The sequence below is a fragment of the Streptomyces rimosus subsp. rimosus genome (assembly GCF_000720725.1).
In the GTDB taxonomy this organism is placed as follows: Bacteria; Actinomycetota; Actinomycetes; order Streptomycetales; family Streptomycetaceae; genus Streptomyces; species Streptomyces rimosus_A.
This window is the reverse complement of record NZ_JOCQ01000001.1, coordinates 1-21,273: the sequence shown is the minus strand read 5'-3', so window position 1 is coordinate 21,273 and position 21,273 is coordinate 1. Positions and strand designations below refer to the sequence as shown.

Annotated in this window: 25 protein-coding genes; 13 read left to right on the top strand and 12 right to left on the bottom strand. The window is 71.0% G+C overall.

Annotated features, from left to right (window positions below; all coding sequences use genetic code 11):
* Positions 1 to 3: 3 nt before the first annotated feature.
* Entirely contained in the window at positions 4 to 996 is a 993-nt protein-coding gene (locus tag IH45_RS0100120) for a DUF3048 domain-containing protein (protein WP_394298646.1), read from the bottom strand.
* Positions 997 to 1,151: 155 nt separating this feature from the next.
* Between IH45_RS0100120 and IH45_RS0100115 the strand changes: the two genes are divergently transcribed.
* Both IH45_RS0100115 and IH45_RS0100110 read left to right on the top strand, forming a co-directional pair.
* A complete protein-coding gene (locus IH45_RS0100115) occupies positions 1,152 to 1,898 on the top strand; it encodes a Mut7-C RNAse domain-containing protein (RefSeq protein WP_030659476.1) in 747 nt (248 codons plus the stop codon).
* Positions 1,899 to 2,139: 241 nt separating this feature from the next.
* A complete protein-coding gene (locus IH45_RS0100110; protein WP_030659473.1) occupies positions 2,140 to 2,580 on the top strand; it encodes a hypothetical protein in 441 nt (146 codons plus the stop codon).
* Between the two features lie 135 nt (positions 2,581 to 2,715).
* Here IH45_RS0100110 and IH45_RS0100105 read toward each other — a convergent pair whose 3' ends face one another.
* Positions 2,716 to 3,504 carry an acyltransferase gene (locus IH45_RS0100105; protein ID WP_050514396.1) on the bottom strand — a complete coding sequence of 263 codons (789 nt, stop codon included), beginning with the start codon at positions 3,502 to 3,504 and terminating at the stop codon, positions 2,716 to 2,718.
* A gap of 727 nt (positions 3,505 to 4,231) precedes the next feature.
* On the opposite strand from IH45_RS0100105, the gene IH45_RS0100095 reads away from it, so the two are divergent.
* From IH45_RS0100095 to IH45_RS0100085, 5 genes are all read left to right on the top strand, one after another.
* Entirely contained in the window at positions 4,232 to 5,053 is an 822-nt protein-coding gene (locus IH45_RS0100095) for a helix-turn-helix domain-containing protein (RefSeq protein WP_030659462.1), read from the top strand.
* Positions 5,050 to 5,265 carry a DUF397 domain-containing protein gene (locus IH45_RS1000000146045; RefSeq protein WP_078897069.1) on the top strand — a complete coding sequence of 72 codons (216 nt, stop codon included), beginning with the start codon at positions 5,050 to 5,052 and terminating at the stop codon, positions 5,263 to 5,265. The genes IH45_RS0100095 and IH45_RS1000000146045 overlap by 4 nt, the downstream gene beginning before the upstream one ends.
* Positions 5,266 to 5,465: 200 nt before the next feature.
* Positions 5,466 to 5,672 (top strand): DUF397 domain-containing protein, encoded by a 207-nt coding sequence (locus tag IH45_RS1000000146040; RefSeq protein WP_078897067.1) that lies wholly within the window; start codon positions 5,466 to 5,468, stop codon positions 5,670 to 5,672.
* Positions 5,673 to 5,789: 117 nt separating this feature from the next.
* Positions 5,790 to 6,281 (top strand): DUF6328 family protein, encoded by a 492-nt coding sequence (locus IH45_RS0100090; RefSeq protein ID WP_030659460.1) that lies wholly within the window; start codon positions 5,790 to 5,792, stop codon positions 6,279 to 6,281.
* 145 nt (positions 6,282 to 6,426) lie between these two features.
* The gene (locus IH45_RS0100085) at positions 6,427 to 7,032 is read left to right on the top strand and encodes a flavodoxin family protein (protein ID WP_030659458.1); all 606 of its coding nucleotides are present in this window, start codon (positions 6,427 to 6,429) and stop codon (positions 7,030 to 7,032) included.
* Between the two features lie 9 nt (positions 7,033 to 7,041).
* Here IH45_RS0100085 and IH45_RS0100080 read toward each other — a convergent pair whose 3' ends face one another.
* The 3 genes from IH45_RS0100080 to IH45_RS0100070 all read right to left on the bottom strand — a co-directional run bounded on the left by IH45_RS0100080 (position 7,042) and on the right by IH45_RS0100070 (position 9,212).
* Complete coding sequence (locus IH45_RS0100080; RefSeq protein ID WP_050514395.1) at positions 7,042 to 8,139, bottom strand: SDR family oxidoreductase; 1,098 nt, start codon at positions 8,137 to 8,139, stop codon at positions 7,042 to 7,044.
* On the bottom strand, positions 8,136 to 8,255 hold the full coding sequence (locus IH45_RS1000000150560; RefSeq protein ID WP_003985963.1) for an LPFR motif small protein: 120 nt from the start codon (positions 8,253 to 8,255) through the stop codon (positions 8,136 to 8,138). Before IH45_RS1000000150560 ends, IH45_RS0100080 begins: the two co-directional genes overlap by 4 nt.
* A gap of 72 nt (positions 8,256 to 8,327) precedes the next feature.
* A complete protein-coding gene (locus IH45_RS0100070; RefSeq protein ID WP_030659452.1) occupies positions 8,328 to 9,212 on the bottom strand; it encodes an SDR family oxidoreductase in 885 nt (294 codons plus the stop codon).
* Between the two features lie 190 nt (positions 9,213 to 9,402).
* Here IH45_RS0100070 and ku point away from each other — a divergent pair, with 190 nt between their 5' ends.
* Positions 9,403 to 10,410: a non-homologous end joining protein Ku gene (gene ku, locus IH45_RS0100065; protein ID WP_030659450.1), complete on the top strand. Its 1,008-nt coding sequence runs from the start codon at positions 9,403 to 9,405 to the stop codon at positions 10,408 to 10,410.
* Positions 10,411 to 10,465: 55 nt separating this feature from the next.
* Here ku and IH45_RS0100060 read toward each other — a convergent pair whose 3' ends face one another.
* The 3 genes from IH45_RS0100060 to IH45_RS0100050 all read right to left on the bottom strand — a co-directional run bounded on the left by IH45_RS0100060 (position 10,466) and on the right by IH45_RS0100050 (position 12,335).
* On the bottom strand, positions 10,466 to 10,933 hold the full coding sequence (locus IH45_RS0100060; protein WP_030659449.1) for a DUF5709 domain-containing protein: 468 nt from the start codon (positions 10,931 to 10,933) through the stop codon (positions 10,466 to 10,468).
* 60 nt (positions 10,934 to 10,993) lie between these two features.
* On the bottom strand, positions 10,994 to 11,389 hold the full coding sequence (locus IH45_RS0100055; protein ID WP_030659445.1) for a DUF2795 domain-containing protein: 396 nt from the start codon (positions 11,387 to 11,389) through the stop codon (positions 10,994 to 10,996).
* 205 nt (positions 11,390 to 11,594) lie between these two features.
* Positions 11,595 to 12,335 carry a GAF and ANTAR domain-containing protein gene (locus IH45_RS0100050; protein ID WP_030659444.1) on the bottom strand — a complete coding sequence of 247 codons (741 nt, stop codon included), beginning with the start codon at positions 12,333 to 12,335 and terminating at the stop codon, positions 11,595 to 11,597.
* A gap of 287 nt (positions 12,336 to 12,622) precedes the next feature.
* Here IH45_RS0100050 and IH45_RS0100045 point away from each other — a divergent pair, with 287 nt between their 5' ends.
* Positions 12,623 to 13,666 carry a Ppx/GppA family phosphatase gene (locus tag IH45_RS0100045; RefSeq protein WP_030659441.1) on the top strand — a complete coding sequence of 348 codons (1,044 nt, stop codon included), beginning with the start codon at positions 12,623 to 12,625 and terminating at the stop codon, positions 13,664 to 13,666.
* A gap of 160 nt (positions 13,667 to 13,826) precedes the next feature.
* Positions 13,827 to 14,159, top strand: coding sequence for an STAS domain-containing protein (locus IH45_RS0100040; protein WP_030659439.1), 333 nt, complete (start codon positions 13,827 to 13,829; stop codon positions 14,157 to 14,159).
* Between the two features lie 202 nt (positions 14,160 to 14,361).
* On the opposite strand, the gene IH45_RS0100035 is transcribed toward IH45_RS0100040, so the two are convergent.
* The 3 genes from IH45_RS0100035 to IH45_RS0100025 form a co-directional block, all read right to left on the bottom strand.
* Positions 14,362 to 14,661: a hypothetical protein gene (locus IH45_RS0100035; protein ID WP_030659437.1), complete on the bottom strand. Its 300-nt coding sequence runs from the start codon at positions 14,659 to 14,661 to the stop codon at positions 14,362 to 14,364.
* 300 nt (positions 14,662 to 14,961) lie between these two features.
* Positions 14,962 to 15,924, bottom strand: a complete 963-nt coding sequence (gene ligD, locus IH45_RS0100030; RefSeq protein ID WP_030659434.1) for a non-homologous end-joining DNA ligase — start codon at positions 15,922 to 15,924, stop codon at positions 14,962 to 14,964.
* A gap of 171 nt (positions 15,925 to 16,095) precedes the next feature.
* Positions 16,096 to 16,629 (bottom strand): gamma carbonic anhydrase family protein, encoded by a 534-nt coding sequence (locus tag IH45_RS0100025; protein WP_030659433.1) that lies wholly within the window; start codon positions 16,627 to 16,629, stop codon positions 16,096 to 16,098.
* Between the two features lie 408 nt (positions 16,630 to 17,037).
* Between IH45_RS0100025 and IH45_RS0100020 the strand changes: the two genes are divergently transcribed.
* The gene (locus tag IH45_RS0100020) at positions 17,038 to 18,735 is read left to right on the top strand and encodes a hypothetical protein (protein ID WP_030659430.1); all 1,698 of its coding nucleotides are present in this window, start codon (positions 17,038 to 17,040) and stop codon (positions 18,733 to 18,735) included.
* Positions 18,736 to 18,864: 129 nt separating this feature from the next.
* The gene (locus tag IH45_RS0100015) at positions 18,865 to 19,368 is read left to right on the top strand and encodes a hypothetical protein (protein WP_234440371.1); all 504 of its coding nucleotides are present in this window, start codon (positions 18,865 to 18,867) and stop codon (positions 19,366 to 19,368) included.
* A 123-nt stretch (positions 19,369 to 19,491) separates the two neighbouring features.
* Here IH45_RS0100015 and IH45_RS0100010 read toward each other — a convergent pair whose 3' ends face one another.
* Positions 19,492 to 20,517, bottom strand: coding sequence for an alpha/beta hydrolase (locus IH45_RS0100010; protein ID WP_030659425.1), 1,026 nt, complete (start codon positions 20,515 to 20,517; stop codon positions 19,492 to 19,494).
* 329 nt (positions 20,518 to 20,846) lie between these two features.
* Between IH45_RS0100010 and IH45_RS0100005 the strand changes: the two genes are divergently transcribed.
* Positions 20,847 to 21,273: ATP-binding protein (locus tag IH45_RS0100005; RefSeq protein ID WP_030659424.1), on the top strand; the 427-nt coding region annotated here is incomplete at its 3' end.

Here is a 21,273-nt window from a genome sequence, read left to right as displayed (position 1 = left end):
GCGCTACCCGGCCCCGCCGGCCACCGCGTCCTGCGGTACGTACACCACCCACACCTGTCCGGACGCGAACGCGAGCGGGGCGCCCGAAGCGGTGCTGAAGTCCGTGCCCCCGTCGGCGGACGGCCGCGACCAGCGGGCCTCGTACGCCTTGCCGTCGCGCAGTACGCGGGCGGGCCCCGCTCCGGTGGTCTCGGTGTACGGGGAGTATGCGCCCCAGCGGTCGTGGTAGCGCGAGGCGTGGATGCGTACGCCCTGGACGACGACCGTGGGCACCGCGAGGCGCTGTCCGCCGGTGGCGTGGACCGGGGTGCCGTCCATGGACACCAGCCAGCCGTGCCGCTCCGCCGACCAGTCGAAGGTGAAGCGGGCCGACGGATAGCGGGCCGTGTACGAGGCGGTGGCGCGGCCGCCCGACGGCGCGGCGCCGAAGCGGAAGCCGATGTCGCGGGCGGTGCTCGCGTTGGGCGCCGCCTTCAGGGCACGTGCGGGACTGAGGTAGAGATTGTGCGGCGCCGCGCGGTCCTTGCTGCGGGAGTAGGCGTCGCCTGCCTTGCCAGGCGGCAGTGGATACAACGGGGCGGCTTCGACGACCGGGTCCAGCTTGCTCTGCGTACCGGAGTAGGCGAACGCGGGGCGGCCGAACTGGCGCAGCAGTTCCAGGTCGGATTCGCGGGCGCTGCGCACCGGGCCGACGGACTCCGGCAGCCGGGAGGAGTAGACGGCCAGCAGGCGGGAGAGCCCCGATTCGACCCGCTCCACGTAGACGAGGTCCGCACGGTCGAGGCCGGTCTGCGGGCGCGCGGCGCGTACGTTGTCGATCTTCACGGCGAGGACCGGGGCGGGCCGTGCCGCCTTCCCGGTGAACGGTGAGCGTCCGCCGGTCCCGCCCTGCTGACAGCCGCTTACCGCGCCGGCCAGCAGGGCGCAAAGCAGCGCCGCCGCCGTCGCAGTCCCCGTACGCCTCGTCCACCGCACCGTGGTCCTCCCGTCCGGCACTGCCCCATCCGACCCCGTCCGCCCCGTCCGACGAGGACACCACAGGAACGGCCGTGTGGCGAGAGGGCGCCGGGCCGCTCGGGGCGGGCGAAGCGGGCGGCCGCGGTCCCGGGGTTCGCGTGGGCTCCCCTGCGGCGCGATGGCATGCTGGCGGCGTGAACCGACCCGAGATCCACCTCACCGTCGCCCCTGAGCTGCGACTCTTCGTCCCCTCCGAGCGGCGCGAAGGCCGCACCGCGCTGCGTACCGACGGGTCGTCCACCCTCGGACACGTCGTGGAATCGCTCGGCGTCCCGCTGACCGAGGTGGGCCGCCTGCTCGTGGACGGGCGGGAGACGGCGGTGTCGCACGTGCCGCGGGACGGCGAGTCCGTGGATGTGTGCGCGGTGCGACGGCCGCAGCGGGTGCCGGGCGCTCCGCTGCGGTTCCTGCTCGACGTGCACCTGGGCACGCTCGCGCGGCGGCTGCGGCTGCTGGGCGTCGACGCGGCGTACGAGAGCACGGACATCGGAGATCCGGCGCTGGCCGCGCGGTCGGCGGCCGAACGGCGGGTGCTGCTGTCGCGGGACCGCGGCCTGCTGCGGCGGCGCGAGAACTGGGCGGGCGCATTCGTCTACAGCGACCGTCCCGACGAACAACTGCGCGACGTGCTGGGCCGGTTCGCACCAGAGCTCGCGCCGTGGACGCGGTGCACGGCGTGCAACGGGCTGCTCAAGGAGGCCGAGAAGGGCACCGTCGAGGAGCGGCTGGAGGGCGGTACGCGGCGTACGTACGACGTGTTCGCCCAGTGCACCGCCTGCGAGCGGGTGTACTGGCACGGCGCGCACCACGCACGGCTGGAGGCCATCGTGGACGCCGCGGTCCGCGAGTTCGGCGGGGCGGCCACGCCCGGACGCGGATAGCGGATAGCGGATAGCGGATAGCGGATAGCGGATTGGAGCGGCGAGAAAGCCGGCCGTCCACCCCACGAAAAGCCGGGCGTCGATGTTCTCGTGGTCACCGAAGTTCCGGCTCCACACGCCCACGAATTCGCCGTCGAATTCTTGACCTGGTGTTTTCTTCTGCGCTGCACTCATACCGGAAGCGGTCCAGGAAAAGGAAATCCGGGGACCGCGAACGGACAGCTCCTGAAGGAGGAGAACCATGCATCGCATACTCCGGTCCGCAGGTGTCACCGCCACGCTTGCGCTGGCCATGGCCGGCACGAGTGCGGCCGCCGCGTCGACCGCGTCGGCGACGGACGGCAAGAAGGGCAGCGTCAGGGTCTGCAACAAGGGGGCGTACCTCGCCGACTTCGTGGTCACCGGCGCGCCCATCGGAGAGGAGAAGTTCGTCGGATCCTTCCCCGTCGGCCAGTGCAAGACGGTCGACAAGCTTCCGGAAAGCACCCTGGGATATGTGACCGTGGAACCGGTGATGTACGCCCTGAAGTACACGACCGGCTTCTGGCAGTCCGCAAATGACGGAGGCTACGGCCACAACTGGGTCACCATCAGCCGCGAGCAGGCCGATCCGGCTGAGAACTCGTGTTACGAAGTGCACGGGAGCAACATCAAGGCATGGACCACGAAGGTGGCCTGCTGATTCCGCCCGGTACCCAATACGCCCTGTCGCGCTCGCCTCGACACGGGGAGCGCGGCAGGGCAGGCCGCACCGGAGCCCCGGGCGGCTCCACCCCTTACGGCCCCTTACTGCCCCTTACGGCTCCCTACTTGCCCCTTACGGCGCGTCCGCGGGCCTCGGTACCGGCGCTCCCTGCGCCCCGTCGCCCGTCTCCGCCTCCAGCGCCGCCAGCGCCACGAGCTGCCGGGACGTGACGCCCTCGGGTATCGGCACCGGCGCGGGGGTGCGCAGCGGCGGCTGCCAGCCGGCCTCCGGGTCCCAGGAGCGGACGACCTTGGCGGGCGCCCCGGCCACCACCGAGTGGTCGGGGACCTCGCCCCGTACGACCGCGCCGGCCGCGACCACCACGTTGCGGCCCAGCCGGGCTCCCGGGAGTATCACCGCTCCGGTGCCGATCCAGCTGCCCGGGCCGATCTCGACCGGCTCGCTGCGCGGCCACTGCTTGCCGACCGGAAGTTCGGGGTCGTCGTAGCTGTGGTTGGTGGTCGTGACGTACACGCCGGGGCCGAAGAAGCAGTCGTCGCCGATGGTCAGCCGGACGTCGGCGATCACATGGCTGCCGCGGCCCAGGACGACGCCGTTGCCGAGGGTGAGAATCGGGTCGGGGCCGAGGTCGAGGTCGGGCATCATGCCGGCGGTCAGCGTCACGTCCTGGGCGATGATGCAGTACGCGCCGATCTCGATCCACGGGTCGCCGAAGACGGTGCCCTGCGGGTAGGCCAGCCGGGCGCCGGCCCCCAGCCGGCGGAAGCGGTACGGGCCCGGGCGCTCGGCGGTGACGGCGCCCGCCTCCCGCACCCAGCGCGCTCCGCGGTGCACCGCGCGGGACACGGCCCGGCGGCGCCAGGCCACCACGGACGAGAACACGTTCTTCTTTTTCGGCACCCGGACAGTTTCTCATCCCGTTTGGGCCCCCTGACCAGCAGGGCGCATCCATGAGAACGCCCCCAGCGTGACCTACGGCGGAGGAGTGGCCAGCGATCACCCTTAGTAGTCGCCCCCTCGAAGGCACCAAAAAGCCCCCGCATTCCCGAACGGAATCCGGGGGCTCTCAATGCACTAGCCGCCCTTCTGCCGGTGCCCTCGCGGATGCCGGCCAATGACATTCGCGGCCAGCGCCGCTACTGCGATGAATCCCTTGTCCAAGGCTTCTTTACGCTCCTCGGCCTTGTCCTCACAGGTGGCGCAACCGACGGCAGGTGTCGGGTCCAAATCCCCGCATGGCTCTGTGAGATGCACGGGCGGGCTCTGCCTGGACAATGGGATCACTCCACCACCTGGCTCTCGCCGACCGAGACACCCTCAGCCGGGGTGGCCAGCCGCAGGTCCAAAGCCTTCGCCTGCCACGCGATACCGCTTGCCCCCATGATCACAACCCGGTTCGGACCCTCCCCGTCACGGAGCACCTTGCCAACTCGACTATTTGCGCGATCGAACACCCACACGCCGGCTCGATACGTCATCGGACACCTTCTTTGTTGCGCTGCTCTTCCTTGCCCTCCCACTTTTCGGGTACAGGCAGCACCTTGGCCAGGCGGGGCGTGTTGACAAGTAATCCTGTCAACGCCCCGTCGTTGACACTGTGTTGTGTCAACGCGAGAGGAGCTGACCCATGTCGGCAGCGGAAAATCTGGACCCGTACTCGTCCGTACTCGGTTTCTTCGCCACGGATTTGAGGCGGCGCCGGGAACGTGCCCACGTCTCACAACGCCGACTGGCCCAAGAGGCGGGCATGTCTGCCTCGTACCTGAACAAAATCGAGTCGGCGCAGCGGCTCCCCACCGAACGGCTGGCCAAGGTGAGCGATGCGATCTTCCGAACCGAAGATCACTATGAGCGTCTCTGGCCGCTGGTCATCAAGTACGCGTATCCGCCGTGGTTCAGGCCATTCGTAGAGCTGGAGGAACAGGCGACACGCATCCGATCATTCCAGGTGCAGGTAGTACCTGGGCTGCTGCAGACAGAGGCGTACGCACGGTCGGTTCTCTCTACCAGCCGAGCAGACGCAGAGGTGGTTGAAGAGCACGTCGCCGCTCGGCTCGCGCGGCAACGCATCCTCCAACGTGCCGAGGCCCCGCGCCTCTGGGTGGTACTGGATGAGAACGTGCTGAGGCGGCGTCAGGGCAGCCGCGCCGTCATGCGGGAACAGCTTGACCAACTCGCGGCAGCAGCGGAGAACCCCCGCATCGTGATCCAGGTCATCCCTTACGACGAGGGTGGGCACGCTGGCATGGCCGGGCCGTTCGCGATGCTGCATCTGGACACCGGGCCAGACGTGGTAATGGCCGACGGGTTCCGGCAAGGCCAAATCCTGGGTGGCGCAGAGGACCTGGCGGAGGCCGATCACACTTATGATCTCCTCTTGGCTGTCGCCGCAACGCCCGACAGGTCGCTTGACATGATCGCCGCAGCATCAAAGGATCTCAGCCAATGACCCACAGTGCAGCAGCTGGTTCACCTTCCAACGAATGGAGGAAGTCGAGCTACTCCGCCAATAACGCCGGTGACTGCGTGGAAATATCTCTCGCAGCCAAGCTCTCCGGGGACGTGCCGGTGCGGGACTCCAAAAACCCCGCGTCAGTTACCAGGTTCTCCTGTATGGCGTGGGGTGAGTTCATCCAAGCCGTCAAGGCAGGACACTTCTAACAGCAAGCGAGACAGCGGGCGGGGCAGCCGTGTCTGTCCCGCCCGCTCATACGGCGGTGCGGCTTCCGGCAAAGTCAGTTGCTGGGTGACGCAGAGGACCTGGCCGAAGCCGACCGCACCTATGATCTCCTGTTGGCCAGCAGCGCCTCTCCGGACGCGTCGCTCAGCATGATCGCCGCAGCCTCGAAGGAACTGTCGACATGATCAGCAAAGCAGCAGCTGCCCCATCTCCTGAGTGGAGGAAATCGAGCTACAGCAGCAACAACGGTGGGAACTGCGTAGAGGTGGCCAATCCCCTTTCCGGGGACGTCCCGATACGGGACAGCAAAAAGCCGGGTTCCGTCACCGCTGTCTCCCGTGTGGCTTGGGATGAGTTCATCGAAGCCGTCAAGGCAGGACACTTCTAACAGCAAGCGAGCGGAGGGCGGGGCAGCTGTGTCTGCCCCGCCCTCTCGTGCGTCGGCCCCACGGGAACCGCCCGGCGCCGACGGGACAGCGCCCGGCCGCCCGCCTATCGTTGGTTCATGGCACCTGCGGAGCAGCATTCCGAAGGCCGCCACGAGTCGGCCGAGGAACGGGCCGACCGGCGGTGGAACGAACTGCTGCAAGAGGTGCGGGTGGCCCAGACCGGCGTGCAGATCCTCTTCGGCTTCCTGCTCACCGTCGTCTTCACGCCCCGCTTCGCCGCCCTCGGGCCGCCCGATCGGGCCATCTACGTGGTGACGCTGTGCCTGGGCGCGGCGGCCACCGGCGCGCTCATCGGCCCCGTCGCCTTCCACCGGTTCGTCACCGGGCGGCACATCAAGCCGGAGACCGTCGTGTGGGCCTCCCGGCTGACCATCGTCGGACTGGTGCTCCTGCTGGCCACCGTCATCTCGGCGTTCCTGCTGATCCTGCGTGTCGCGCTGCACGACAGCGCCGTCCCGTGGATCGTCTCGGGCCTGGTGGCGTGGTTCCTGCTGTGCTGGTTCGCGCTGCCCGCCTGGGCCCGGCACCGGTACGCGCACAAGAAGTGAGCCCTGCCGCGCGGCGGCGCCCCTCCTGCATCCCTCCTGCATCCGTTCGCCCCGCGTCGAACGGCGGGGCGCGGGAACCCGGGGTACGGTCCCCACCGGGGGCACCACGGCGTGCACGCGCCCTGCCGACCTCTGAGGAGTTGCCATGATCCGGGCTCTGGCCCTCGTCTGCACCCTGAACCCCTCCCCCACCCGCTCCAGCAGCCAGCTGCTGGCCGACCAGGTGCTGGCCGAACTCGGCGACCTGGGGGTGAGCTGCGAATCCGTACGCGTCGCCGACCACGACGTGCGTCCCGGTGTCGCCGTGGACATGGGCAACGGGGACGCCTGGCCGGGGCTGCGCGACAAGCTCATGGCGGCCGACATCGTGCTGCTGGCCACCCCGATCTGGCTCGGCCACCCCTCCAGCCTGTGCCAGCGCGTCATGGAGCGGATGAACGCCGACATCGCCGAGACCGACGACCAGGGGCGGCAGCTGACGTACGGGAAGGTCGGCGCGGTGGCCGTCGTCGGCAACGAGGACGGCGCCCACAAGGTGAGCGCCGACCTCTTCCAGGGCCTCAACGACCTGGGCTTCTCGCTGGCGCCCAACGCCGTCACATATTGGGTGGGCGAGTCGCAGCACACCACGGACTTCCAGGACCTGGACGAGCGTCCGAAGGCGGTGGCGGACTCGACGCGCACGGTGGCCGTGAACGCGGTGCACCTGGCGCGGCTGCTGCGCCAGTACGGCTACCCGCCGTCGCCCTGACCCGGCCGGTCAGCGGCGCCGACCGTTGCGTACGGCCTTCAGTACGGGATTCCGTACGGGATTCCGTACGGGCTTCAGTACGGGATTCCGTACAGCCTTCAATACGGTGCCGACCGCCGCTCCGGCCGCCGCCGAGGCAGCCGCGACGAGGACGGGGTGGCGTGCGAGGGCGGCCTGGGGCGCGTGCGGGCGGGAGCTGTCGTCGAAGATGCCGTGCGCGCCGTGGTCCTGGCCGTCCGGGCCGTCCGCGGGCTCCCACAGGTTCACCGGCCGGGTGGTACCCGGACGCCCGTCCATCTGCTGCGCGTCGTATCCCGTACGGGCGAGATAGCGGTCCAGGAGGGCGGGCGCGATCCGGTTGCCGAGGATGGTCGCCACGGTGGAAAGGCCGACGTAGTACTGCTTGCGCCGCGGGTGGGCCGCCGCGTGCACCACGGCCCGCGCGGCCACCTCCGGCTGGTAGACCGGGGCCACCGGCCGCGGGTGTTTCGGCAGGCGCGAGAGCACCCAGTCGAACTGCGGGGTGTTCACGGCCGGCATCTGGACGACGGTGACCGCCACCCGGCTCCCCCGGTGCAGCAGTTCGGTGCGCAGGCTGGACGTGAAGCCGTTGATGGCGTGCTTGGCGCCGCAGTACACCGACTGCAGCGGTACGGAGCGGAAGCCGAGTGCGGAGCCGACCTGCACGATCGCGCCCGCGTCCCGCGGCAGCATGCGCCGCAGCGCGGCCCGGGTGCCGTTGACGAACCCGAAGTACGTGACCTCGGTGGCGCGCCGGTACTCCTCCGGCGTCACCTCCGTGAACGGCGCGAACACCGTGCTGAACGCGCAGTTGACCCACACGTCGATCGGCCCGAAGGCGTCCTCCGCCGCCTGGGCCGCCGCCTCGACCTGGTCCGGTTCGGCCACGTCGGTGGGCACCACCAGGGCCCGGCCGCCCCGCTCCTCGACCTCGGCGGCGGCCGCCTCCAGTCCCGTACGGCCGCGGGCGAGCAGCACGACGTTGGCGCCGCGGGAGCCGAAGAGCCGGGCCGTCGCCCGGCCGATCCCGGCGCTGGCGCCCGTGACGACGACGGTTTGCGCCCCGGCCCGGTCCCGGCGGCTCACCGGGCACCGCGCGAAGCGCCGCCGAAGAGGCGGGCGAGAGCGCGGAAGGGGAGGGTGACGACGGTCGCGATCGCGTTCCCGATGGCGCGGAGCACATCGGCGATGGCGCTGAGCATGGGGACCTCCTTGGGCTCGGGGTACGGCTGTGGTGATGCTCCGGTGATGGTGCTCCGGTGCCGGCGTTTCGGCTACGGCAGCGGTGTGCCGCCGGTCGCGTTGACGATTTCCGCGGTGATGTAACTGGCCTGCTGGGAGGCGAGGAAGACGTAGGCGGGGGCCATTTCCACGGGCTGGGCGGCCCGCTGGAGCGGGCTCTGCTTGCCGAATCCGGTGGTGTCCGGCAGCGTCGAGGGGATCAGCGGTGTCCAGACCGGTCCGGGGGCCACCCCGTTGACGCGGATGCCGCGCTCGGCGAGCTGGCCGGCCAGCGCGTGGGTGAAGGTGACGATGGCGCCCTTGGTGGTCGCGTAGTCGAGCAGCTGCGGACTCGGCTGGTACGCCTGGACGGACGTCGTGTTGATGATGCTGCCGCCTTCGGGAATGTGCGGCAGCGACATCTTGGAGAGCCAGAACATGCCGTAGAGATTCGTCCGCATCACCCGGTCGAACTGTTCCGTCGAAATACCCTCGATACCGTCCGGCTGCGCCATCTGATAGGCCGCGTTGTTGACCAGGACGTCGATACGGCCGAATTCCCGCACCACCCGGTCCACCAGGGCGCGGCACTGCTCCTCCGCGCGGACGTCGCACGACACCGCGAGGGCCCGCTGCCCCGCGTCCTCGACCAGCCGGACGGTTTCCTTCGCGTCCTCCTCCTCTTCCTCCAGGTAGGTGAAGGCCACGTCCGCCCCTTCCCGGGCGAAGGCGAGCGCGACGGCCCGGCCGATACCGGAGTCCCCGCCGGTGATCAGCGTCCGGCGGTCGCGCAGCCGGCCGGTGCCCTCGTACGAGGTCTCCCCGTGGTCGGGCCGGGGCGTCATGGCGTCCGTCGCGCCGGGATGCGGCTGGTCCTGCTGGGGGAATTCCGGCTTCGGGTGCTCGTCCACGGGATTGCGCTGATCATTTCCGGTCATCGTTGATACCTCCACACACTGATGTGCTGACGCGGTACCCGTCCTGCCCCGGCGAACACGTGACGCTTTTCGCTTTCCGTACCGCGTGCGTACGGCTTCCCTACCGCGTGCCGCCGTTTGTGTCCCGGGCGCCGCCGGGATGCGGACGGCCGGTATCCGGCGTGCGATGGTCCCGGAGGTGGTGCAGACCATGGCACGAGCCATTTGGAGCGGGTCCCTGTCCTTCGGGCTGGTCAATCTGCCGGTACGGATGTACGCGGCGACGGAGAGCCACACCGTGCATTTCCACCAGATCCAGCGCGGGACGTCCGACCGGATCCGCAACAAGCGGGTGAACGAGCGCACCGGGAAAGAGGTGCCCGCCGAGGAGATCGTCAAAGGGGTCGACGCGGGTGACAGCTATGTCCTGGTCGAGCCCGAGGAACTGGACGACATCGCGCCGGGCCGGTCCAGGGCGCTGGAGATCGGCGGTTTCGTGGACCTGGACGCGATCGAGCCGGTCTATTTCGCCACCACGTACTACCTCGGCCCGCGGGGCAAGGATTACGCCAAGGTGTACGCCCTGCTGCACAAGGCTCTCCAGGAGACCGACAAAGCCGGTATCGCCACCTTCGTCATGCGCAATCGCGCCTATCTGGTCGCGGTGAAGGCGGAGGCGGACATCCTGGCCCTGCACACCCTGCACTGGGCGGACGAGATCCGCGATCCGCACGATGAGATCGGCGACCTGCCGGGCCGTACGAAGATCCCGGACCGGGAGCTGAAGACGGCGGTACAGCTCATCGAGGCGCTGGGCACCGCATGGCGCCCGGAGGACTACCACGACACGTATCAGGAGCAGGTGCGCCGGCTCATCGAGGCCAAACGCAAGGGCGAGACGGTGGAGAAGGCCCAGGAGCCGCCGGAGTCGACCAATGTCGTGGATCTGATGAGCGCTTTGCAGGCCAGCGTCGATTCGGCCCGGGGCGGGAAGAAAGGCAAGAAATCGGGGCCGACACAGCGGCGTCGCGGAAAAGGCCACTCTGCCGGCACGGCCCGCAAGGCTTCGCGCACCGAGGACCTCACGGAACTGAACAAGGCCGAGCTGTACGAACGCGCCACCGAGGCCGGCCTTCCCGGCCGGTCCTCGATGACGCGTGACGAACTCCTCGACGCCCTGTCCGGCAGCGGCGGCCGGAGCCACGCGAAGGCTTCCTGACCGGCCCGTCCGCCGGGGCGGCGGGACGGCATCCGCCAGCAGGCCGCCGCCCGGCTCAGCGCGAGAGGTCGGGGTCGTCGACGATGTGGACGGCGGCCTCCTCCGCCGACGCGGCGCCGCCGTCGATGCCGACGTCGCGGCCCACCTCGTCGTCGCGCAGCCGCAGCGCGTCGCCCTCGTCGGTGCCGGTCATCCGTCCGGCGCGCTCGTCACCCACCTGGCGGTCCACGGGTTCGCCCTCGGCGTCCGGCTGGTCGCCGATGCCGTCGTCGTCCGGCGGCTCGACGTCCGGCTGCTCCTTGGCGAGCCGTTCGTCGAGGCTCTCGCCCGTCCGCTGTTCGTTCGCGGTGGTGCCCGACTGGTTCACGGCCAGCGGCTTTTCGGGCGGCGAATAGCCCTGGTCCAGCATCTCGTCGTAGTCCGGTTCGTCGAGAGCGTCTTCCATATCGAGTTCGTCGGACGTTCCCTGCTTGTCGGACGCGGTCGGCTGGTAGACCTCGTCGCCCATCGATTCATCGGACATGGCAGCTCCCTTTCCAGCGCGCGGACGGTCGGTCGGGGTGTTCTCGGTACGGGCGTGCGTTTACCTGCCGAGCCCCAGCGATTCCACGATGCGCTGTGCGTTCTCGTACCGCTCGTCGCCCGGAAGGCGTTCGGCCAGTTCGACCAGCCGGTCCGGGGCGTGGTTCTGCCGGAGCGTGCCGATGATGGTGTCGCGGTCGGCCGGATACACACTGCGGCCCAGGTGCTGGGCGAGTTCCGTACGGATCGCGACGGCCTCGGGCGTCAGTCCGTCCGGAGTGCTGCCGGGCGCGGGACCGCCGGCGGTCCGGTCCACGGCGGGCTGGTCCTCGCCCGCGGGTTCCATTTCGTGTTCCTCTTCCGCGCGCAGCGCGCGGTCGGCCTTCAATTCGCCCTGAAGCTGCTTCTTCATCATGTCGTCCCGGGCCGGGCCGGTCTTGTTCGTACCGTGATCCATTGCTGTTATGCCTCCAGGACTCACTGCTTCTACTCGTCCCCACCCCGCACGTCCGAGCCCTCCCGTGCCATGGATTACGGAGTGCCCGTTGCCCCTGTCACGAAACGGGCCCGAAGCCGAGAGCGAACGGAGCGCCCCGCCGGCCGGGTGACCGGCCCCTGCGGCGTACGCCGGTCAGCCGACCAGCCCCTTCGGCATACGCCGGTCAGCGGCGTCCGGAGCGCGCGAAGGGGCCGGAGTCGGCGGGGCCGGTGATGATCCGGCGGGCGACCTCGGTCAGCTTGGTCTGGTGCGCGCGGGCGTACCGGCGCATCAGCGAGAACGCCTCGTCCGGTGTGCGGCCCAGCCGCTCGGCGAGCGCGCCCTTGGCCTGTTCGATCAGGACGCGGCTGACCAGGGCGGTCTGGAGCTGCCCGGTCCGGTTCCGGAGGCCGTGCAGGTCCTGCCGGTACGCCAGTCCGATGCCGACGGCGTCGGCCAGCGCCTGCCCGAGCGCGACCTCCCTGCTGGTCAGCGCGCCGTGCTGGTGGAAGAGGTTGAGGGCGCCCAGGCGGCGGTCCCGGTAGCGCACGGGCAGGGCCGTGGTGGCGCTGTAGCCCTCGTGGAGGGCCTGGGCGGTGAAGTGCGGCCAGCGGGCGCGGGCGTCCGGGTGGCGCAGCGGGACGTCGGTCAGGGTCACCCCCGTACGGCAGGTGTCCCGGCAGGGGCCCTCGTCGAGTTCGAGCTGGACCCGCTCCAGACGGTCGTCCGCGCCGCCGCGGCTCGTCGCCGTCACGGGCGCTCCCCGCTCGTCGGCGAGCAGCACACAGCCCGCCTGTACCCCGGGCAGCCGCAGGCAGTACGCGGCCAGCCGTTCCACCGGGCCGGCCGCGTTCCGTCCACCGCCCGGGTCGGCGAGTTCGAGCAGGGCGGCGATCAGGAGTTCTTCCCTGTCGGCCGGTGACATGGCGGGCTCCCCCCTCGGCGGCCCGTACCGGCCGCCGATACTGGACCGGTATGAACCACCCCCGGGTATCCCGGAACCGCCCTGTCAAGCACCCGGCAGGGGTACGGGCGCGCACTGGGGCGCGCACCGGCCGAATCGCGCCGGGCGGCACGACACCCCGCCGGCCCGGTCCGGTCCCTCCCCGTGCGGGAACGCCCGATACGCGGAACGCCCGCGTCCACCGGCAGCCGCCGGATCTGGCTGGGACGCGAGCACTGAATCGCGCCAGAAGGGGTATCCGCACAAACATGCGCCTAGCCGTCCTGGACGCCGGATCGAATTCCGTACACCTGCTGATCAGCGAAGTGGCCGGCGGCGTGCCGCTGCCGACGCACTCCCTGAAGGACCGGGTCCATCTGGCCGAGCACGTCACCAGGGACGGCACGGTGCCCCCGGAAGGCGCGCGGCGGCTGGCCGCCGCGGTGGCGCGGGCCCGTGAGCAGGCGGAGCGCCGGCAGTGCGACCGGCTGTTCGCGTATGCCACGGCCGTGGTCCGGGACGCCGCCAACCGGGACGAGGTGCTGGCGACGGTCCGCGCGGAGAGCGGGATGCGGCTGGCGGTGCTGCCCGGCGAGGTGGAGGCGGAGCTGACGTTCCTCGCGGCGCGGCGCTGGACGGGGCTGCAGGCCGGTCCGATGGCGCTGCTGGACATCGGCGGGGGCTCGCTGGAGGTCGCGTTCGGCCGCGGCGCCCGGCCCGATTTCGTCTGCTCCCTCCCGTTGGGTGCGGGGCGCCTGACGCGGGAGTTCCTGCCCGGCGCCGGCCGGCCGGACCGCGAGGCGCTGCGGGAGCTGCGCCGCCACGTGCGCGGCGCGCTCAAGGACGTGGCGGCGCGAGTGCGCTGGGAGGAGCCGCACACGTTCGTGGCCACTTCCCGTACGTTCCAGCAGCTGGCGCGACTCTGCGGGGCCGCGCCCGGCCGCGACGGCCCGTTCGTCGCGCGCCACCTGGCCCGCCGGGATCTGAAGCAGGCGGTCCGGCAGCTGGCGGCGCTGCCCGCGGACGAGCGGGCCGCGCTGCCGGGCATCTCCGCCGCCCGCAGCCGCCAGGCGCCGGCCGGGGCCGTCGTCGCCCACCAGGCGATGAAGGCGATGGGCGCCGACCGGGTGACCGTCTGCCCGTGGGCGCTGCGCGAAGGCGTACTGCTGCGCCATCTGGAACACGGCAGCCACGACTGGTGGCCGGGCGCCGTGCTCCGCCACGGCACCTCCGCGGCCCGCGCCAGACCCGGCGGCGGTGCGGCGCCCCTCCTGCCGCACCGCCCGCCACCCGACCGGGCACCGGCCGACTGACGCCGCTTCGCCCGTACGGCGACGCCACGGGCCACGGCGTACCGGCTTGCGGGCCGCACGCCGCGCACCGCCCGCACCATCCCGACCCGGGCCCGGACCCCGCCCTCCCGTCATCGTCATCAAGCCACACCGGGCGTCCGCGCCCCGTGCCGGAGTCACCATGAACCTGTCGACCTACCGCATCGCCGACCGCCTCGTGATAGAGGTCCCCGAGATCATCGACATCGCCAACAACCACCAGATGGCCGCCGGCCTCCAGGGCCTCCTGCACGCTCCGCCCGCCAACGGCGTTGTCATCGACCTGCGCGCGCCCATCATCACCGTGGCCGGGCTGCAGACCCTGCTGCGCTGCCAGCGGACCGCGCGGGAGCGCGGCGTGACGCTGAGCGTGGCCGCGGACCGGCCCATGGTCCGCAAGGCGTTCCGCCTGACCGGTGTACACCGCACCATCCCGCTGCACAGCTCGCTCGCGGACGCCCTCGCCGCGGCGTAACCGCGGCCGGGCGCGGCCGGGCGCGGCCGGACCGTCACACAAATGAGGTGTTTACCGACTGGTGTGGCGAGTTACCCGTCTCCCAGCCTTCCGCAAGCGGCCGCCGGAAGGCAGGCGCCGGACCGGTTGAGAACACAGCCGCCGGCGCCGCCTCTCCTCCCACTTGCGCCCTCAGGAGGACGCCTCTCCCCCTCTTGCGCCCTCAGGAGGACGGCCGGTGCCCGTGGCGCCGGGGAAGCCGCTGCGGCGCGCCCTCCTTGAAGACCAACGGATGCGCGGGCAGCCGGTGGGGAGGCGCGGAGTGCCGGTAGCGGTCGATGGAGGCGGCCCGCCCGTACGGGCGCGGCCTGCGGTACTGCCGGCCACGGGTGACCGCGGCCTGCGGCTCGGCCGAGGGCGGTCGCCGGGGACGGCGGGGGCGGAGGAGGGCTTCTTCGTACCGGCCCAGGGCAATCACGAGTCCGAGCATCGCCAAAGGCCAGAGGGCGGCGAGCAAGGGCATGGCCGCTCCCTTCCTTGCCGGTCGTACACGCTGGCTGGAGTTTCACGTAGCTTCACGGGTCACCCTGCGGCGAAACGGCAAACCACCGGGTGAGCGCGACCACTCCACCGGTCGTGCGCGCCGAAGATCTTCCGGGCCGCGGCCCCGGCCCTCAGCACTCGGAGAAGTGCCTGGCCGGCGCAACGCCCCCGCGTACAAGCCGGTCACCGTGACAACCGCAAAGCCCGCCCCGCGAGTTGCGGAGCACATACACATGTGCACACCGGCATCGGCCACCGTCCCGGAACCCGCCCGGCCCGCTCAGTCCAGTCGGGTGAGATCCGGCCGCAGCCGGTGCCAGGTCGGCTGCCGGAGGCGACCGGCGGAGGTCCAGCCGCTGAAGGTGACCTCGGCGACGAGCCGCGGCTCGGCCCAGTGGGCGCCCTGCACGTCGACCGGGTTGACGAAGGGCGGGGTGTCCCGCCGTACGACCGCCAAGTACGCGGCGAGTTCCCGGCGTTCGCGGCCGGAGAGCCCCGATCCGACCGATCCGACGTAGCGCAGCCCGTCCGGCTCGTCCAGGCCCGCCAGTACGGCTCCGGGCAGCCCGGACAGGCCTCCGCGGCCCTCCGTCCAGCCGCCGATGACCACGTCGAGGGTCACCAGGTGCTTCGTCTTGCGCCACTCGGCCGACCGGACACCGGGGGCGTAGCGCGACGTCAGCCGTTTGGCGACGACCCCCTCGAAGCCGGCGTCCAGGGTCGCCTCCCACGTCTCGCGCGCGTGGCCGGTCACATACGCCGGGACCGACCAGTGCGGCCCCTCGCCGAGCCCCAGCTCCGCCAGGAGGGCGCGGCGCTCCACGTACGGGAGTTCCAGGAGCGGCCGCCCGTCGAGGTACAGCACGTCGAACAGGACGAGATGGACCGGGTGGTCCATGGCCAGGCTGGTCGCGCGACGCCTGCTGGTGACACCCATCCGCCGTTGCAGCAGCCCGAAATCCGGCCGTCCCGCCGCGTCCAGGACCACCACCTCGCCGTCCAGAACCGCGGACCGGCCCCGCAGCCGTTCACCGAGCGGCGCCAGCTCGGGGTACGTCGCCGTCGCGTCGTTCCCGGCCCGGGTGACCAGCCGCAGCGCCCCGTCACCCGACGCCCGCCCGAGACACCGCGCCCCGTCCCACTTCGCCTCGAACGCCCACTGGTCCTCCTCCCCGGCCGCGGGCAGCGGGCCGGGGGTGGCGAGCATGGGGCTGAGCGTGGGCAGTGCGCCGGAGGGGGCCATGTCTTCGATGGTGGTGCCGATACGTACGGCACGCAGGGGGAACGGACACCGCCCACGCCACATGCCGTCCGGTCTTCGTTCGACCGCCAACGCCACACGCCATCCGGTTTTCGTCCGACCGCCCACGCCACACGCCGTCCGGTTCTCGTCCGTGCGAAGGCCGCCCCGGCGCTACCCCTCCTCGGCCGCCGCGCGGTGGCTCTTGGCCAGCTCGACGTACATCGTGGCGTTGAGCCGGATACCGTCCCGCTCCTCCTCCGTCAGCTCCCGCCTGACCTTGGCCGGCACCCCGGCAACCAGCGACCCCGGCGGCACCCGCATCCCCTGCGGCACCAGCGCCTGTGCCGCGACGAGCGATCCGGCACCGATATGCGCGCCGTTGAGAACCGTGGCACCCATCCCGATCAGTACGTCGTCCTCGACCGTGCACCCGTGCAGCACCGCGTTGTGCCCCACCGAAACCCGCTCCCCGACCGTCACGGGGAACCCGGGATCGACGTGCACCGTGCAGTTGTCCTGGATATTGCTGTCCGCCCCCAGCACGATCGGACCGCAGTCGGCACGCAGCACCGCGTGGTACCAGACGCTCGCGCCCGGGGCGAGGGTTACCTCGCCGACCACCACCGAGGTGGGCGCCGCAAAAGCCCCCGCATCGACATCCGGCTCCTTCCCGCCCACACCCGCAATCAACGCTCGCTGCTCCATGGCCGTACTCCTCATCGCCGGGTCGGTCGTCGCGCCTGGTGGCAGGCTAGGCGATGGGGCAGCGGGGGCTGGGGGCGGGCTGTTGGTGGGGGTGACCCCAGCCTGACCATGCCTCACCAACGCCCCGTCACCGGGGGCACGTTGGGCAGCACCGACGTACTACAGCCACCTGCAACCTCACCCGGGCACGACTGCAATCCGTCTCGATGACCACGATTCGGGGGGATCGTCGTTGAGCAGGACAGACGGCGGTCACATCATCGGCGAGTTGCTCGCGCAAGGCCCGCAGGGCAGGGGCCCGTCCAACACAGGACCGGGAATTCCCACGCTTCCGCGGGTGGGCGGCCGTTGTCACCGATGATGGGGCCCGCCCGGGAAAGCGGCTCAAGCAACGTTGGGGGTATCTACATGGCGGTGGAAGCCGACGCGCGGCAGGGAGAACATTTGGCGGGGCGGGTGTGGACGGTACGCCTGGCCCCCCACGGCCGCCCTGCCGCCGGCACGGTGAAGCTCTCCTGCTCTCGTCCGGCCTGCCCTGATCAGCACTTTCCCGGGGGCGCCGCTGCCGGCCGCAAGGCCGCGGTCGGCCACGTCAACGCGCACCTGGCCCACATCCGCGCAGGCGGCGGGCCGCGCGCCGAGGCGTGGTGCGCCTGCCGCGCCGCCGACTGCGCCTGGCACACCCCCGACCCCGACGCCGGGCACCGCGGCGGGTCGCGGCCGCCGGCAGAGGCTCCACGGTGCGGCGGCCCGGTGGTCCTGGCTGTGTACGCGGACCGGGCCGGACGGCTGTGGCGGATCGCCGAGACGTGTGCCCGCTGCGCGGCCGCCACCCCCGGCTGCCGCGTCCTGGACACCGCCCTGCCCCCGCCCTCCGCCCGCACCGCCCCGTCCGGAGTCGGCCGGACAGCGGCAGCGCCGACCGGGCCCCAGGGGTCCGCCCGCGGTGCGGCAGGGCAGGAGTCCGTCCACGATGTGGCAGGACAGGAGTCCGTCCGCGGTCCGGCAGGAGAGTGCATGGCCGCGGTCTTCTCCGACCACACCCCCGCCCCATCCACCTTCCTCTCCCCCTCTCCTTCCCCCTCCCCCGCGACCGATGCCCCGCCTTCCCCGGCCGCCGCCCCGGCGAAGGTCCCCCCGGCCCGCGCCGCCGCACCGCGAACGAAACGCTGGGGAAAGATCGCGCAGCGGCTCGTGCCGTACAACCTCGAACCCGAGGTCCTCCGGGTGGAACTCATCGAACTCGGAGACGCCTTCCGCGCCTACCAGCAGCGCCCCGAGCCCGACCTCACGCTCCTGGCCGAACTCCACGACCGCAAGGCCCGCGCTTTCAGCCTGTGGGCCGACATCAGCGGCGACCCCTCCCTGCACCACGAGGCGCAGCGCGCCGAGCAGGCCGCGCAGACCACCCGCGACATGCACGCGAACCGCGGCGGTCCGATGACGGAGCAGCTGCTGACCCGCACGCAGGCCGCCAGTGCCCGTACCGTGCTGGACTACGCCGCCGCTCACGCCCCGCACCCGCAGGCCGAAGTGCGCCTGGCGGTGCTCATGCTCGCCCTGCGGGCCGCGCGGGACGGCACCGGCAACGTGACCGGCCAGGATCTGACCGGCTGGCTCCACAACGACGCCGAACGGGTGCTTCAGCAACTGGTCGACGCCGACTGGCTGCGCCTGCCCGGCACCATCGCCGACGTCATGGCCTCCCGGCCCGAGGACGCCACCACCTTCACCGTCACGGCCCTGCTGTCCGAGCAGTCCCGTCCGTTCGCCTTCGGCAAGATCACCCGCTCCAGGATCTCCGGCTGGGCCCAGAAGGTGCTGGGTGACCGCAAGCTCCGCAAGAAGAAACTGGGCACCCCGACCCGGCTCCTGGCCCTGTACACCGCCGCCCACACCCGCCCCGACGGCCGCCTCGGACACGCGGAGGACGACGGGCTGGACCTCGACCGGACCGCCGCCTTCTGCACCCTGCACCCCGGCCAGGTCGCCGAGCACGCCGCACTGCTGATCACCGCCGACTGGCTCAGCGAGACCGACACCACCACGCACCGGCTGCGCGGCCGGCTCGCCGAACGCGTGCGGCCGCTGGGGGGACTGCTGTAAGCAGTCCGCCGTACCAATGGTTACCAATGGTCACGCAGTTCCGTGAACCACAGTGGCTGATGCACCAGGGGAGATGCACCGGTCGGCACCGGTCGGCCCTGTCCTCCGACCGTGAGGCATTCTGTTGCGATGAGTGATCCTCAACCAATACAACAAGAGTGGCTGAACAGCCTGGACGTGCCGAGCAGAGCCGTTGCGCAGTCGCTGGGTGCCCGGTTCGGCGCGCTCGGCGTAACCGATTCTGCCGACCTGATCAAGTCGGAGGTCCTGGAAGACCTCCCGCAGCTCGCGCGATATGTGCTGCTGCGGAGCCTGTGGCGGGATGCGATCGACGGTTGGTCCGCCCCGGGCTCGCTCGAACAACTACCTGCTGCCCAACGCCTTCTGGCCGCCGGGGCGGACAGGGAGGATCTTGGTCGCGTGGCCCGAGCCGTTGCCTATGAGGCGGTGTTCGTCACGCTCGACGCGCTGGACGCCGGCTGCGATATGGACACGCCGGGTGTGGATGTCGGCTGGGTCGTCATGGAGTCGGGCGAAGACGGCTCCCCGACCGGGCGAGCTCTGTCCGGCCTGCATGAAGACCTCCTGACGATGGACAGCAGTGGGCGCGATGGAGCTGACCTCTGGCAGTAGGGGCAGACCCCACGGCGATCCGCGCAAACTCCACCCACGTTGCGCGGACAGCGCCACTGACACCGAGGCCGGAGCCGGGCCGGGGCCGGTCCAGGGCCAGGTCCGGGGCCGGACCAGCCCCTCTCAGGACTTGGTGCGGGGCTGCGCCGGTACCGGGCCCAGCATCTGCTCGCTGATCCAGTGCAGCGACTCCGGCATGCGCTGGATGTAGGTGTGGCCGCTGTGCCGGCCGTCGGGGATCTCGAACAGCGTGTGGTGGATCGGGCCGCCGGTGTGTTCCTTGATGAACTTCTTCACGTACGGCACGGCCACCTCCTTCGAGCCCAGCTCGAAGGCGAGATAGACGTCGGGGCCGCCCTTGGTCTTCAGCTGCTCGGCCAGCCAGCGCGGGTCGTTGGCGCGCTTCTCCTTGGGGTGGCCGTTCCACATGGGGGAATCCGGCAGGGTGTCGGGGCCGTTCGCGATGACCGCCTTGAATTTCCTCGGGTTCTTCAGCACGGCCTTCAGGCCCGCGAAACCGCCCGAGGAGGAGCCCATGAACGCCCATCCGTCACGGTGGTCGTACGTACGGTAATTGGCGCGGGCGAAAGCCGGGACGTCCTCCGTCAGCCAGGTACCCATCTTCGGCTGGCCGGGGATGTCACTGCCGTCGTAGTACTTCTTCTTCGGGTTCAGGACCGGCATCACCAGGATGAACGGCAGCGTCTTGCCGGACTGCGACCATTCGGCGATCTTCTCCTCCAGCTTGAAGTCGCCGCCGATCCAGTAGTTGTTCGGGTAGCCGTACGAGCCGGGCAGCGCGATGAGAACCGGAAAAGCGCTCTTCGCGTACTGCGGCTGGTTGTACTGCGGCGGCACCCAGGACCATATGTCGCCGGTGAATCCGGATTTCTTCCCGTGCCAGCGGGTCTTGACTATCCTCGTGCCGTCGTCGCCGGTGGTGCGCTCGGTCACGAAGTTCGACCGCGGTCCGGTGGGCTGGACCACCTTGGCGGTGCCGCTGCTCGCCTCGCGCGCCTGCGGACGCAGCTGCGGCACATGAGAGGCGTCGACCTCGTCCCGGTCCTTGGTTCCGCAGCCGGCCGCGAGCCCCATCGCCAGCAGGCTCACCGCGGCGACGGCTGCGGTACTGGTACGCAGGCGCTTCATCGGGACGAACTCCTCGCAAACTCATGTCCGGGCGCGGACAGCGGGTGCTGCCCTCGGCCCCGTCAGGCGAAAGACACCAGAATAAGATCAGCCGGTCGGCCGGCCGACGCTCCCCCCGGGGCACCGTCCGGCCGCCCGTCATGTGGGACGGCGGCGCGTCCGCGCACCCCGTTGTGCGCTTCCAGGCATATGGATGTCGAACAGGCGGGTTCAGGTTCCCTCGATCGGTATGCCGGGATGCGGTTGATTCGCGCCTCGGGCTCCGGGCATCGTGTTTTTCCGACTGGCGACAGCGCGGCACGGTGCGGTGCCGCGGACGGGGATGATCGATGAGCGCAGGGGCCGAGGACCCGCCGCAGCCCGGAATCACGGGCCGCGCGGCGGAGCACAGCGCCCTGCGCGGGCTGCTCGCCCGGGCCCCGCTGGTGACCGTGACCGGCCCCGCGAAAGTGGGGAAGAGCACACTCGCCCGCGCCGTTCTGGAGGAGGCCGCGTGGCACGACGGCCGCCCCGGTGGCTTCGTCCGGGTCGACTGCCGGGAGAACGTGGCCGAGGACGGCGTCACCGCGGCCCTCAACCGGGCGGCGGGCCTGCCGTACGACACTCCACCGCAAACCCTCGCCGCCCACTGCGCCCGGCACGGCCTGACCGTACTGCTCGACGACTGCGATCCGGTGGCCGACGCGTGCGCGTGGTTGGTGCGGCAGCTGCTGCGGGCGGGGACGGTGGGTGTGGGGGTGGGACACGGGAGAAGTC